This window comes from Actinosynnema sp. NPDC037264, from assembly GCF_055603705.1.
In genome coordinates this window covers 1-13,977 of the sequence record NZ_JBVJVK010000086.1, presented here as the reverse complement: position 1 = coordinate 13,977, position 13,977 = coordinate 1, and the positions used below count along the sequence as shown (strand labels likewise).

Annotated in this window: 7 protein-coding genes; 5 read left to right on the top strand and 2 right to left on the bottom strand. The window is 70.6% G+C overall.

The features are described from left to right. Window positions 1–26 precede the first annotated feature (26 nt). A complete protein-coding gene (locus ACZ7GX_RS42455) occupies window positions 27–2,009 on the bottom strand; it encodes an immunoglobulin-like domain-containing protein (RefSeq protein WP_498785984.1) in 1,983 nt (660 codons plus the stop codon). A gap of 475 nt (window positions 2,010–2,484) precedes the next feature. On the opposite strand from ACZ7GX_RS42455, the gene ACZ7GX_RS42450 reads away from it, so the two are divergent. From ACZ7GX_RS42450 to yjfF, 4 genes are all read left to right on the top strand, one after another. Further along, window positions 2,485–3,462, top strand: a complete 978-nt coding sequence (locus ACZ7GX_RS42450; RefSeq protein WP_498785982.1) for an ABC transporter substrate-binding protein — start codon at window positions 2,485–2,487, stop codon at window positions 3,460–3,462. Between the two features lie 142 nt (window positions 3,463–3,604). Further along, entirely contained in the window at window positions 3,605–5,116 is a 1,512-nt protein-coding gene (locus ACZ7GX_RS42445; RefSeq protein ID WP_498786010.1) for a sugar ABC transporter ATP-binding protein, read from the top strand. Continuing rightward, the gene (locus tag ACZ7GX_RS42440) at window positions 5,113–6,090 is read left to right on the top strand and encodes an ABC transporter permease (RefSeq protein WP_230572986.1); all 978 of its coding nucleotides are present in this window, start codon (window positions 5,113–5,115) and stop codon (window positions 6,088–6,090) included. The genes ACZ7GX_RS42445 and ACZ7GX_RS42440 overlap by 4 nt, the downstream gene beginning before the upstream one ends. Window positions 6,091–6,158: 68 nt before the next feature. Continuing rightward, window positions 6,159–7,109 carry a galactofuranose ABC transporter, permease protein YjfF gene (gene yjfF / locus ACZ7GX_RS42435; protein ID WP_498786008.1) on the top strand — a complete coding sequence of 317 codons (951 nt, stop codon included), beginning with the start codon at window positions 6,159–6,161 and terminating at the stop codon, window positions 7,107–7,109. Window positions 7,110–7,145: 36 nt separating this feature from the next. On the opposite strand, the gene ACZ7GX_RS42430 is transcribed toward yjfF, so the two are convergent. After that, complete coding sequence (locus ACZ7GX_RS42430) at window positions 7,146–9,605, bottom strand: tetratricopeptide repeat protein (protein WP_498785979.1); 2,460 nt, start codon at window positions 9,603–9,605, stop codon at window positions 7,146–7,148. 330 nt (window positions 9,606–9,935) lie between these two features. On the opposite strand from ACZ7GX_RS42430, the gene ACZ7GX_RS42425 reads away from it, so the two are divergent. Then, window positions 9,936–13,766 carry a discoidin domain-containing protein gene (locus tag ACZ7GX_RS42425; RefSeq protein WP_498785977.1) on the top strand — a complete coding sequence of 1,277 codons (3,831 nt, stop codon included), beginning with the start codon at window positions 9,936–9,938 and terminating at the stop codon, window positions 13,764–13,766. The last annotated feature ends 211 nt before the right edge of the window (window positions 13,767–13,977 follow it).

The following is a 13,977-nucleotide window of genomic DNA, read 5'->3' as shown; positions in this document are numbered from 1 at the left end:
GCGTCCTCCAGTGCTCCTGTGCGGGGTCAGGGGAAGGCGGCGCGGACGCGGTCGAGCTCGGCCTTGGTCACGGGCAGCACGGTGCCGTGCCGGGGACGGCTGGGCAGCTGGTAGTCCGTGGCGAGGGTCCACTTGCCCGACGCGAGGTCCGTGGTCTCGAACGGCACGTAGCCGCGGCCGCCGAACTCGTCGATGAACAGGTACCAGCGGTCCTCGGTGTTGGACTTGAAGACCGTCGGCCCCTCGCCCTGGTTGATCGAGCCCTTGCCGATGCAGTCGGCGACGAAGTCGTACGACGTGTCCCGCAGCTGCGCGGACTTCTCGGCGAGGATGAACTTGCTGCACGGCGTGGTCGACGTGTTGTTCCGCTCGTCCTTGGTGAACCGGTAGTACTCGTCGCCGTGCTTGATCACGGTCGAGTCGATGACCGAGTAGCCCGGGTCGACCCAGACCTGCGGCTCGCTGAACGTGCGGAAGTCGCGCGTGGTCGCGTACAGCATCTTGTTGTAGGTGTTGCCGGTGTGCTCGGGGTCGTTCTCGGCGTAGAGCTTCGAGGCCCAGAACACCACGTACGCGCCGATCGACTCGTCGTAGTACGCCTCGGGCGCCCACGTGTTGCCCGCCGTCTCGGGCGAGACCCGCACGTGGCGCTGCTGACCCCAGTTGACCAGGTCGGTCGACTCCCAGACCTCGATGTGGCGGCTGCCCTTGCGCTGCACCAGGTCCCAGTTGCCGTTGCCGTGGATCTTCAGGTCGGTGGCGATGAGGTAGAACTTGTCGCCCTCGGGCGAGCGGATGATGAACGGGTCGCGCACGCCCTTGTCGCCCAGCGAGGAGGTCAGCACGGGCTTGCCCTGGTTCAGCTCGTCCCACTCGAGCGCGTCGTTGCCGCGGCTCGCGGCGAGGTAGACCTGCTCGCCGGTGGCCGAGCCCTCGCCGGTGAAGTAGCCGAACAGGTAGCCCTCGTAGTCCTGCCGCTCGGGCAGCGGCGTCACGGTGACCTTGAACTTCTTGCGGGTGGTCTCCTCGCCCGCGCGGATCTCCGCGGTGAGCTGCACCTTCACCGGCTTCTCGCCGAACGCGGGCCGGGTGACCTCGCCGGTGGTCGTGATGATCCCGGGCTTGTTGCTCTTCCACGTGATCGAGGTGCCGTGCAGGCCGGTCGTCGGCAGGGTGATGTTGCCCCGGATGTCGTCCTCGTCCCACACGACGAGCGCGGCGTCGGCCTCGGCGACCTTCTCGTCGTCGGTCAGTTGCGGGCGCACGGTGACCTGGAAGTCGCGGGTCTGCCCGAACGCGGTCGCGGTGAGCGTCACGGTCGCGGGTTCACCACCGGGTGCGGGACGGGTCACGACACCGGTCGTGGAGACGACCGCGGGGTCGCTGGACCGCCAGGTGACCGTCGAGCCGTACGGGCCGGTGGTCGGCAGGGTCAGGTCCGCGGTGACGGCGGTGGTGTCGCCGAGGTCGATGGCGGCCAGGTCGCGCCTCCCGCGCTCGTCGTCCGGCACGAAGCCCAGGTCGTGCGCCTCGGCCGCGGTGAGCGCGCGGTCGTAGAGGCGGAAGTCGCGGACCGCGCCCTTCAGGTGGCGGTCGCCGCTGTAGACCGAGCGGCCGAGGTAGTTCGCGGTGGTCGTGCCGCCGCCGATCATCGCCGGGGTGATCGTGACACCGGTCTTGCGCGCGACCTCGACGCCGTCCTCGTACAGCACGGCGGTGCCGCCGGCGAGCGTGTAGGTAAGCGTTTTCCAGACACCCCTGGCGAGGTTGCGGCCCGCCGTCGCGGTCTGCTCCGTCGACCAGTTGCCCGTGGCGATGGACGTCCGGTAGGCGTTGCCGGTGGTGAACAGGTAGCCGTTACCCGCCGTGCCCGAGGAGTTACCCAGGCCGTAGATGAAGTAAGGGGTGGCCTGGTCCGGCGCGATCCGCACCTGGAGCGAGACGCTGACCTCGGTCAGACCGCGCAGCACGTTGTCGGGCAGCTTCACGTGGCCGTTGACGCCGCCCAACTGAAGGCCTTCAGGACCGCCGGGGGTGGCGTCGCCGATAACGGTTGCGTTGCGACCTCCGCCCGAGGTGTCGGCCACGACGGCGCCGTCGGTTTCGGTGAGGGGGTAGTGGAGGACGAGGCCGTCGGCGGCGGATGCCGGCGGAGCGCTCAACGCCGCCGCGGCCACCGTCGCGACCAGGGCCGCGACGAGAGTGCGTGGACGATGACGAAGGGTGACCATTTGGGGAGTCGCTCTCGTCTTGCGCGCGGCACGAGGCCGCGGATGAACAGGGCATCCGGGTGTCGCGGTGTGTTGGGTCACAAAAGTGAGCGCTAACATACGACCGGCCTAACAAACGTGTCAAGGATGCGAAGTTGACGTTTCCGGGGGGTTGACGGGCCGATTGTGAGCGTTCACTCTTGTGCCCCAGGTGACCACCGTCACGCGGTTCGCCGATCCCGTCAGTGTCTCGGGTTCACACGGAGGAAGACCAGTGTTGAAGAAGATCACGACCGCCGCCGCCGCGGTCCTGTTGGCCGCGTTGACCGCGTGCGGGTCCGGCGGGTCCGGGGACGCGGGGTCGACCGGCAAGGCCAACGACGACGGCAAGATCACGATGGGCTTCGCCCAGGTCGGCGCCGAGAGCGGCTGGCGCACCGCCAACACCAAGTCGATCCAGGAAGAGGCCGCGGCCGCCGGGATCGAGCTGAAGTTCTCCGACGCGCAGCAGAAGCAGGAGAACCAGATCAAGGCCATCCGGTCCTACATCCAGCAGAAGGTGGACGTCATCGCCTTCAGCCCGGTGGTGGAGACCGGCTGGGACGCGGTGCTGCTGGAGGCCAAGCGCGCCAACATCCCGGTCATCCTGACCGACCGCGCGGTCGACTCCGACGACACGTCGCTGTACAAGACGTTCCTCGGCTCCGACTTCGTGGAAGAGGGCAAGAAGGCCGGCGAGTGGCTGAAGGCCAACGCCGCGGGCGCGAAGAACGTCGTGGAGCTGCAGGGCACGACGGGCGCGGCGCCGGCGATCGACCGCAAGAAGGGCTTCGAGGACGCCATCGCGGGCACGGACCTGAAGGTCGTGGCCACGCAGACCGGTGACTTCACGCGGTCGGGCGGCAAGCAGGTCATGGAGGCGTTCCTGAAGTCGGTGCCGCAGATCGACGTGGTCTACGCGCACAACGACGACATGGGCCTGGGCGCCATCGAGGCGATCAAGGCCGCGGGCAAGGTGCCGGGCAAGGACATCAAGATCATCACCGTGGACGCGGTGAAGGACGGCATGACCGCGCTGGCCGCCGGTGAGATCAACTTCATCGTCGAGTGCAACCCGCTGCTCGGCAAGCAGCTGATGGAGCTGGCGAAGAAGGTCGTCGCGGGCGAGGAGGTGCCGCCGCGGGTCGTCACCGAGGAGGGCACGTTCACCGTCGAGCAGGCGAAGACCGAGCTGCCCAACCGCAAGTACTGATCCGAAGCCGCGGCCCCCGCCACCCTCCGGGTGTGGTGGCGGGGGCCGCTCCCGTCGTTTTCGTGTGAGGGTCTTGTCGTGAGGTTCTTGTGGTGAGGGTCCGCGTGAGGGGAGTTGTCCGGTGACCGAGCCGGTCGTCGACATGCGGGGCATCTCGGTGGAGTTCCCCGGAGTGAAAGCCCTGCAAGAGGTGGATTTCCGGCTGTTCCCCGGCGAGGTCCACGCGCTGATGGGTGAGAACGGAGCGGGCAAGTCGACGCTGATCAAGGCGTTGACGGGCGTGCACGCGCTCGCGGCGGGCGAGGTCCGCTACGCGGGCGAGCCGGTGTCGTTCCACGCTCCCGCGCAGGCGCAGGCCGCCGGGATCAGCACGGTGTACCAAGAGGTCAACCTGTGCGGGAACCTCACCGTGGCGGAGAACATCCTGCTCGGGCGCGAACCGCGCAAGTTCGGCCGCATCGACGGCAAGGCGATGCGCGCCCGCGCCGCCGAGCTGCTGGCGCGCATCGGGCTGCACATCGACCCGGGCTCGGCGCTGGAGAGCCACCCGATCGCCGTGCAGCAGCTCGTCGCGATCGCGCGGGCCGTGGCGGTGGACGCGCGGGTGCTGGTGCTGGACGAGCCGACGTCGAGCCTGGACGCGGACGAGGTCGCGGAGCTGTTCCGGATCATCCGGGTGCTGCGCGACGAGGGTGTCGCGGTGCTGTTCGTGACGCACTTCCTGGAGCAGGTCTACGAGATCTCCGACCGGATGACGGTGCTGCGCAACGGCCGCCTGGTCGGCGAGCACATGACCGCCTCGCTGAGCCGCATCGACCTGGTGTCGGCGATGCTCGGCCGCGAGATGGGCGTGCTTGAGGAGATCGAGCGCCGCTCGGGCACGCCGGGCCAGGCGTTCCTGGTGGCCGAGGGCGTCGGGCGCAAGGGTTCCGTCGCGCCGTTCGACCTGGAGGTCAGGTCGGGCGAGGTGGTCGGGCTGGCCGGGCTGCTCGGCTCGGGCCGCACGGAGGTGGCGCGGCTGCTGTTCGGCGCGGACAAGGCCGACTCGGGCCGAGTCCTGGTGAACGGCAAGCCGCTGAAGCTGACCGGGCCGAGGGCCGCGATCGAGGCCGGCATCGCGTTCTCCTCGGAGGACCGCAAGGCCGAGGGCATCGTGGCCGACCTGAGCGTGCGCGACAACCTGATCCTGGCGATGCAGGCCGCGCGCGGCTGGGCCCGGCCGGTGCCGCGCAAGCTGGCCGACGAGCTGGTCGCCAAGTACATCGAGCTGCTCGACATCCGGCCCGCCGACCCCGACCGCGCGGTCGGCAACCTGTCGGGCGGCAACCAGCAGAAGGTGCTGCTGGCCCGGTGGCTGGTGACCGAGCCGAAGCTGCTGATCCTGGACGAGCCGACGCGCGGCATCGACGTCGGCGCGAAGGCGCAGATCCAGAAGGTCGTCGCGGACCTGGCCGCGGAGGGCATGGCCGTGCTGTTCATCTCCGCCGAGCTGGAGGAGGTGGTGCGCGTGTCCGACCGCGTGGTGGTGATGCGCGACCGGCACAAGGTGGCCGAGTTGGACGGCGAGGTGGGCGTGGACGACGTGATGGAGCTCATCGCGGGCGGCGGCGACCACGGCGTGGACGCGGATGTGCGGAAGGCGGTGGCGTCGTGAAGAACCGACTGCTCTGGCCGGTGCTGGCACTGGTCGCGCTGCTGGTGCTGAACGTGGTGGTGACGCCGTCGTTCTTCTCCCTGCGGCTGCAGGACGGGCACCTGTACGGCAGCCTGATCGACATCCTGCGCAACGGCGCGCCGACGCTGCTGATCGCGTTGGGCATGACGCTGGTGATCGCGACCCGCGGCATCGACCTGTCGGTGGGCGCGGTGGCGGCGATCGCGGGCGCGGTGACGTGCACGTACATCGCCTCGGGCGGTGACGCGTGGACCGGCATGGGGCTGGCGCTGGTGCTGTGCGGCGTGCTGGGGCTGTGGAACGGGTTCCTGGTGTCGGTGCTGGGCATCCAGCCGATCATCGCCACGCTGGTGCTGATGACGGCCGGTCGCGGCATCGCGATGCTGATCACCGAGGGCCAGATCGTCACCGTCGACTCGCCGACCTTCCGCGAGGTGGGCGCGGGGTTCGTGGTGCTGCCGATCGCGATCCTGATCAGCCTGGCGGTGCTGGGCCTGGTCGCGCTGGTGACCCGGCGCACGGCGCTGGGGCTGCTGATCGAGTCGGTCGGGGTGAACCCGTCGGCGTCGCGGCTGGCCGGCGTGCGCGCGCGCACGATCATCTGGACGGTGTACGTGTTCGCGGCGCTGTGCGCGGCCGTGGCCGGGTTGATGATCAGCTCGAACGTGAGCGCGGCGGACGCCAACAACGCCGGCCTGTGGATCGAGATGGACGCGATCCTGGCCGTCGTCATCGGCGGCACGTCGCTGGCCGGCGGTCGGTACTCGTTGACCGGCACGCTGCTCGGCGCGTTGATCATCCAGACGTTGACCACGACGGTCTACACCATCGGCATCGCGCCGGAGATCACGCTGGTCTTCAAGGCGGTCGTGGTGATCGCGGTGTGCCTGGTGCAGGCGCCGGTCCGGATTCGGGTTCGTGGGGTTCGTGGGAAGCAAGGGGTGCCCGCGTGAAGCAGCAGACAGTGGTCGTGGAGCCGGAGGTCGCCGCGCCGGGCGCGCCCGGTCGGTCCCGTGGGCGCGTGAACGTGCCGAAGCGGTTCCTGCCGGTGATCGCGACGTTCGTGGTGTTCGTGGCGACGTTCGGCGTCGGCTCGGTGCGGTACGAGGGGTTCGCGTCCGGGCAGGTGATGGCGAACCTGTTCATCGACAACGCGTTCCTGATCGTGCTCGCGGTCGGGATGACGTTCGTGATCCTGACCGGCGGCATCGACCTGTCGGTCGGGTCGGTGGTGGCGTTGTCCACGATGATCGCGGCGGCGGCGTTGCAGGCCGGGTGGCCGGTGTGGCTGGTGGTGCTCACGGTGCTCGCGGCCGGTTCCGGGCTGGGGCTGGCGATGGGCTGGGTGATCCACCGGTTCGGCGTGCAGCCGTTCATCGTGACGCTGGCGGGCATGTTCCTGGCCCGCGGGCTGTGCTTCGTGATCAGCGTGGAGTCGGTGTCGATCAAGGATCCGACGTTCCGCGACCTGGCGACGGGGTCGATCGAGCTGCCGGGCGGGGTGACCATCACCTACGGGGTGGTGATCGCGCTGGTGGCGGTGCTGGCGGCGGTGTACGTGCTGCACCTGACGCGGTTCGGGCGCACGGTGTACGCGGTGGGCGGCAGCGAGTCGTCGGCGCGGCTGATGGGCCTGGCGACCACGCGGGTGAAGATCGGCGTGTACGTGATCAGCGGGTTCTGCTCGGCGTTGGGCGGGTTGCTGTTCAGCCTCTACATGCTCTCCGGCTACAGCCTGCACGCGGTGGGCATGGAGCTGGACGCGATCGCGGCGGTCGTGGTCGGCGGCAGCCTGCTGTCCGGCGGCGTCGGGTTCGTGATCGGCTCGGTGGTGGGTGTGCTGGTGCTGGGCACGATCCAGACGCTGATCTCGTTCGAGGGCACGCTGTCGTCGTGGTGGACGAAGATCGTGATCGGTGCGCTGCTGCTGGCGTTCATCGCCCTGCAGCGGATCATCGTGCGGCGGACCTAGGTCCCCGCTCGTTCGGCGCGAAGGCCCGTCGTCCGGTCACTCCGGGCGGCGGGCCTTCGCGTCGGCCGGGTGGGTGCTCTGCCAGCTCGCCAGGAGTTCGGCGGCTTCCCTCGTCCGCGGGTGGTTCTCGCCCTGCACGCCGGTCATCTCCGCCAGCACGGCGCGCAGCTCGTCGACCGCCTCGTCGCGTCGTCCGGCGCGGTGCAGGAGGTGGGCGCGTTGTTGCCGGATCCGCAGCGTGCGGGGGTGGTCGGGGCCGAAGACCCGCTCCACCGCGTGGCGCAGGGCGGTCAGGTCGTCCAGGGCGCCCGGGTCGCCCGCCACGCCCTGCCAGAACACCAGGTTGGACCGGTAGGTGAGGGTGGTCGGGTGGCCTTCGCCCAGGGCCCGCTCGGCGTCGGCGGCAGCGGTGTGGAACTCGGTGATCGCCCGGGTCAGGTCGCCCGCCTCGGCACGCCAGTAGGCGAGGTTGTGCCGGGCGATGAACGTGTCGTGGTGCGCGGGTCCGGCCACCTCCGCCAAGCCGTCCACGGCTTGCTGGTACGTGGCCACGGCGAGCCGGGCGTCGCCGGTCTCGCCGATCCACCTGCCCAGGCCGAGCATCGCGCGCAACGTCCGCTGGTGCCTCGGGCCCAGTTCCTCGCGCAGCACCGCGACGAGGTGGCTCGCCGCGTCACGGGCTCCGGCGAGGTCGCCCGAGAGCCCCAGGCACAGCGCCCGGTCGTCCTCGGCGGCCACCACGAGCGGGTGGGCGGCGGGCAGGTCGCAGGACTCGACCAGGGACGTCAGCTCGGCCAGCGCGGTCTCGATCAGGCCCGTCTCCAGGCGGTACGAGGCCTGGTGGAAGCGGGCCCACAGGGTGTCCTCGGCGGTGGGGCCGAGCTCCCGTTCGGCGGTGGCGCGGATCTCGCCGAAGTGGGCCAGGGCGGTCGTCGCGTCGCCGAGGTCGCCGATCGCCTTGGCCACCTGGGTGCGCAGGACGACCACGTCACGCGGGTCGGTCGCGCGGGCCAGGAGCTCCGTCGCGACGTCGCGCGCCGCGGCGAGCCTGCCGATCTCGGCGAGGTGGCGGCCGAGCCGGCGCAGGACGGGGTGCATGCCGCCGTCCCACAGGTGCTCCCCCGCGACCGACCGCAGGACCTCGGCGTTGCGGTACAGCGCCGCGGCGGTGTCGGCGTCGGCGGTGGACCACTCGCGCTCGATCGCGTCGGCCGCGGTCACGGCGACCGGCGCCAGGTCCGGCACCAGGTCGCGCGCGGCGCGCTGGACGAGGGCGTGCGCCTCGACCCGGCCGTGGTGGGTGACGAGGTTGAGCCGGTGCAGCGCGCGCAGGGCGGCCAGGTTGCGGCCGCCGTCGAGCAGCACGGCCTCGGGGATGCCGTCCGGCGCGAGGACCGAGATCAGGCCGAGCAGGTCCACCGCGTCGGCGGCCAGGGACTGCGCCCGTTCCACCGCCAGCCGCACGGTGCCCGCGACGGTGTCGTGGTGCTCGTCGGCGGGTGAGGTCAGCGGGAACAGGTCGGCGACGCGCTGCCGCCGGTCGGCCAGCAGGGCCAGGTAGGCGGGCACGTCGGTGCCGCTGTCGATGAGGAACGCGGCGGCCTGCGAGAGCGCGAGCGGGAAGCGGCCGAGGGCGTCGGCGAGGGCGGCCAGGTGCTCCCGGTCGTGCCTCGGGTCGACGGCGAGGCGGGCGGAGAGGTAGGCGGTGGCCTCGTCCGGGTCGAACATGCCGACGGCGATCACCCGCGCGTCCGGTCGCAGGAGGGACGCGTCGCGGCGCTGCGTGGTGACCAGGCTCCGGCCCGCGTCGCCGGCGGGCCACAGGCCGGCCAGCTCCGCCGGGTCGTCCACGTCGTCGAGCACCACCAGCCACGACGTGGTGGTGGACCGCAGCCAGGCGAGGAAGAGGTCGGCTTGCGCCTCGTCGTCGGCGCCCGCGGCGGACTTGAGCGCACGCCAGGCGCGCGCGTAGCCGGCGAGCACCGACTGCCTGGTCCGGGCGCCGACCCAGACCAGCACGTCGGCGCGGGCGCGGTGGAACGCGGCGATGGCCAGTTGCGACTTGCCCACGCCGCCGGGGCCGGTGAGGAGGACCTGGCGGACGTCCCCCTCACGTAAGGCGGTGTCGATCGCGTCGGCCAGCTCGGCGCGGTCGCGCAACGCCGCCGCGTCGCTCGGCGGCCGTCCCACCACCACGCGCCCGGACTTGGGCGTGACCCGTCGGTCCTGGTGGGCGGCGCGCCACAGCTCGCGCAGGTCGTTGAGCTTCGGCACGCCGCCGGTCGCGAGGGCGACCGCCAGCACGCCGTCGAAGTCGCGGGGCACGGACTGGCCGCCGACCCACTCGCCCAACCGCCGGGCGTTCACCGCCACCCGTCGCCCGGATGGCAGCACGACCGCGCTGGCGCGCCGGGCCACCGCCTCGTCGGACAGGTCGGGCAACCGTCCCCGCAACCGCGCCAGCGCCTGCGCGAACGCCGCTTTCGGGTCGCTCACCGCCACCTCCCCAGATGATCACCAGTCTAGATCCCCGCAACGGCCCGGAACGGGGTGGCGGCGTGCGTGAACGCCGTGGATGAACGCCGTGGCGCCACGGGAGCACACCCCCGACACCCAGCCGGTGGTGACCGAACACCCCGACCCGCGCCAAGGGCCGCCATCGGCGTGCCAACCGGGTTCGTACGGATGGCCTACTCGGGCGTCTGACCGTTGACTTTCCCGCCGGGGCTCTGCAACGCTGCGATCCGGTTACGCAAGAAATCGACAAGTATGCGGAACTTTCTGACAAGCGCCCGGAACTGCCCTAAGAGAAGGGCCAGCACGACCATGTCAACGACGACACGCGCCCGTTCGCGCCTTGCCGCCTCACTGCTCGCACTGAGCCTCACCGCGTTCGCCCTGAGCACCCCTGCCGCTCAGGCCGAACCGTCGGCCGGGGTGCTCGACCTCGGCAGACCGACCCGCATCGACCAGGTCCGACTGTCCTTGCCGGACGACGACACCACGTTCTCCGTCCAGACCAGCCTCGACGGCAAGGGGTTCGCCACCCTCGTGCCGTCTGCGCCGCGCCGGGGCGAGGAGCAGGCGTTCGAGTTCGACCCCACGCTGGTGCGCTACGTGCGCGTGGACGGCGCGCAGGTCCGCGACATCGACGTCCGCCAGGCCGCCGACGTCACCGCCAAGCTCGCCGCCACGTACAGCGCGAGCAGCCACAACGACGTCTACCAGGCGTCCAACGCCGGTGACGGCAACCAGGCCACCTACTGGGAGAGCGCCAACAACGCGTTCCCGCAGTGGCTGCGGGCCGACCTCGGCGCGGCGGTCAAGGTCGACCGGGTCGTGCTCAAGCTGCCGACGGCGGGGTGGGGCGCGCGCACCCAGACGCTGGCCGTGCAGCACAGCACCGACGGCCAGAACTTCGGCGACCTCGTCCCGTCGGCGCAGCACGCGTTCAACCCGACCTCGAACAACACGGTGACGATCCAGTTCACCGCGACCACCACGCGGTTCGTGCGGCTGCTGATCACCGGCAACACCGCGTGGCCCGCCGGTCAGGTCTCGGAGTTCGAGCTGCACGGCCCGACCACCGGCGACACGCAGGCGCCGTCCGCGCCGACGAACCTCGCCTACACCTCGCCGCAGTCCGGGCAGATCAGGCTGACCTGGTCGGCCTCCACCGACAACACCGGCGTCACCGGCTACGACGTCTACGCCAACGGCGCGCTGCGCACGAGCCTGGCGGGCACGGTGCTGACCTACACCGACTCCCAGCCGGACGGCGTCGCGGTCACCTACCACGTGATCGCCAAGGACGCGGCGGGCAACCAGTCGCCGCCGAGCGGCTCCGTCACCCGGCCCGGCTCCCCCGGCTCCGGCGCGAACCTGGCCAAGGGCAGGCCGATCACGGCTTCCTCGCACGTGTTCGACTTCGTGGCCGCGAACGCCAACGACGACGACGTGAACACCTACTGGGAAGGCGCGACCTACCCGACCACGCTGACCACCCAGCTCGGCTCGAACTCCGACCTCAGCTCGGTCGTGCTGAAGCTCAACCCCGCCTCGGCCTGGGGCACCCGCACGCAGAACGTCCAGGTGCTGGGCCGTGAGCAGAGCGCCTCGGGCTTCACGAACCTGGTGTCCGCGCGCGACTACGTGTTCAACCCGGCCTCCGGCAACACGGTCACCATCCCGCTGTCCGCACGGGTCGCGGACGTGCAGCTGCGCGTCACGTCCAACACCGGCGCGCCCGGCGGCCAGGTCGCCGAGTTCCAGGTGTTCGGCGTGGCCGCGCCCAACCCGGACCTGACGGTGAGCGCGACGTCGTTCACCCCGACGAGCCCGGTCGAGACGAACCCGATCACGCTCTCCGCGACCGTGCGCAACGCGGGCACGGCGGCGTCCGGCGCGACCGACGTGACGTTCTTCCTCGGCACCGACGCCGTCGGCACGGCCCAGGTCGGCGCCCTCGCGGCGGGCGCGTCGGCGACCGTCACCGCGAACATCGGCCCGCGCGGCTCCGGGTCCTACTCCTACACCGCGAAGGTCGACGAGACGAAGAAGGTCGTCGAGCAGAACGAGGCCAACAACGCCCTGCTGCACCCGAGCGCCCTGGTCGTCACGCCCGTGCCCAGCTCGGACCTGGTCGGCGCGCTGAGCTTCTCGCCGAACAACCCGGCCAACGGCCAGAACACCACCTTCACCGCCGTGCTGCGCAACGAGGGCTCGATCGCCACCGCGAGCGGCGCGCACGGCGTCACGCTCACGCTCCTCAACGCCACCACCGGCGCGACCGTGCGCACGTTCACCGGCAGCCACACCGGCGCGATCCAGCCGGGCCAGTCGGCCGCGCCGATCACGTTGGGCTCCTGGGCCGCCGTCAACGGCAAGTACACGCTGCGCACCGAAGTCGCGGTGGACGCCAACGAGATCGCCGCGCGGCAGGCGAACAACCGCACCACCCAGTCGCTGTTCGTCGGCCGCGGCGCGAACGTGCCGTGGGAGCACGTCGAGGCCGAGGACGCCGTCACCGCGGGCGGCGCGCAGAAGATCGGCCCCAACCGCACCATCGGCGACCTCGCCGGCGAGGCGTCCGGCCGGCGCGCGGTGACGCTCAACAGCACCGGCTCGTCGGTCGAGTTCACCACCAGCGGGTCGACCAACACCCTCGTCACCCGCTTCTCCATCCCGGACGCCGCGGGCGGCGGCGGCATCGGCGCCACGCTGAACGTCTACGTCAACGGGGCGTTCCACAAGGCGATCGACCTGCACTCGCGGCACATCTGGCTCTACGGCAACGAGGCGTCACCGGGCAACTCGCCGGGCGCTGGTGGGCCGCGGCACATCTACGACGAGGCGAACGTGATGCTCAACGGCACGTTCCCGGCGGGCACGAAGATCAAGCTGCAGAAGGACGCGGCGAACACCACCAACTACGCCATCGACTTCGTCGACTTCGAGCACGCGGTGGCGCGGGCCAACCCCGACCCGGCCCGGTACCTCACGCCGACCGGGTTCGGCCACCAGGACGTGCAGAACGCGCTGGACCGGTTCCGCATGGACACCAGCGGCACCCTGCTCGGCGTGTACCTGCCGGCCGGCACGTACACCACGGCGCAGAAGTTCCAGGTGTACGGCAAGCCGGTGCGGGTGATCGGCGCGGGGCCGTGGTTCACGAAGTTCGTCGTGCCGACCACGCAGGAGAACACCGACGCGGGCTTCCGGGCCGAGCAGTCGGTGAACGGCTCGACGTTCAGCGGGTTCGCGTTCTTCGGCAACTACACCTCGCGCATCGACGGCCCCGGCAAGGTGTTCGACTTCTCCAACGTCGCGAACATCACCATCGAGAACATCTGGGCCGAGCACATGGTGTGCCTCTACTGGGGCGCGAACACCGACTTCATGACCATCAAGGACTCCCGGATCCGCAACATGTTCGCCGACGGCATCAACATGACCAACGGCAGCACGGACAACCGGGTGGCCAACATCGAGGCGCGCTCGACCGGTGACGACAGCTTCGCGCTGTTCTCCGCGATCGACGCCGGCGGCGCGGACGAGAAGAACAACGTGTACGAGAACCTGTCGTCGTTGACGACCTGGCGCGCGGCCGGGTTGGCGGTGTACGGCGGCTTCCTGAACACGTTCCGCAACATCTACATCGCCGACACGTTGACCTACTCGGGCGTCACGATCAGCTCGCTGGACTTCGGCTACCCGATGAACGGCTTCGGCCCGGAGCCTACGACGTTCAGCGGGATCACGCTGGTGCGCACCGGCGGGCACTTCTGGAACGGGCAGACGTTCCCGGGGATCTGGATGTTCTCGGCGTCGAAGCCGTTCCGGGGCATCCGGGTCGACGACGTCGACATCATCGACCCGACGTACGCCGGGATCATGTTCCAGACCAAGTACAACGGGACGACACCGGAGAACCCGATCCAGGACACCGTCCTGACGAACATCTCGATCTCCGGGGCCCGGTTGAGCGGCGACCAGTTCGAGCACAAGTCCGGCATGGGCCTGTGGGCCAACGAGCTGCCGGAGGCGGGCCAGGGCCCGGCGGTCGGCTCGGTGACCTTCAACAACCTGCGGTTCAGCAACAACAACGAGAACATCCGCAACCGGACGTCGACGTTCACCATCACCGTCAACCCGTAGTCCGCTCCAGCCGGAGCGCCGCCCCGTCCCCCGGGGCGGCGCTTCGCGTCGTGCTTCTTCCGGCGGTGACGCGGACGTGACCGCCGGCGGACGCGGGAACGGCCCCCGGCGGGGAGGGCGGATTCCAGGGGTCGTCGCAACACAACTGATCAACTGGCTTAGGTCAGGAGCTTAGCCAAACGCTCGGCTGGGGTGTCCCAGCCGAGCGTTT

Excerpts from the sequence above, each read along its gene's own strand:
- ACZ7GX_RS42445 (WP_498786010.1), top strand. The coding sequence starts at position 3,605 with ATGCGGGGCATCTCGGTGGAGTTCCCCGGAGTGAAAGCCCTGCAAGAG.
- ACZ7GX_RS42425 (WP_498785977.1), top strand. The coding sequence starts at position 9,936 with ATGTCAACGACGACACGCGCCCGTTCGCGCCTTGCCGCCTCACTGCTC.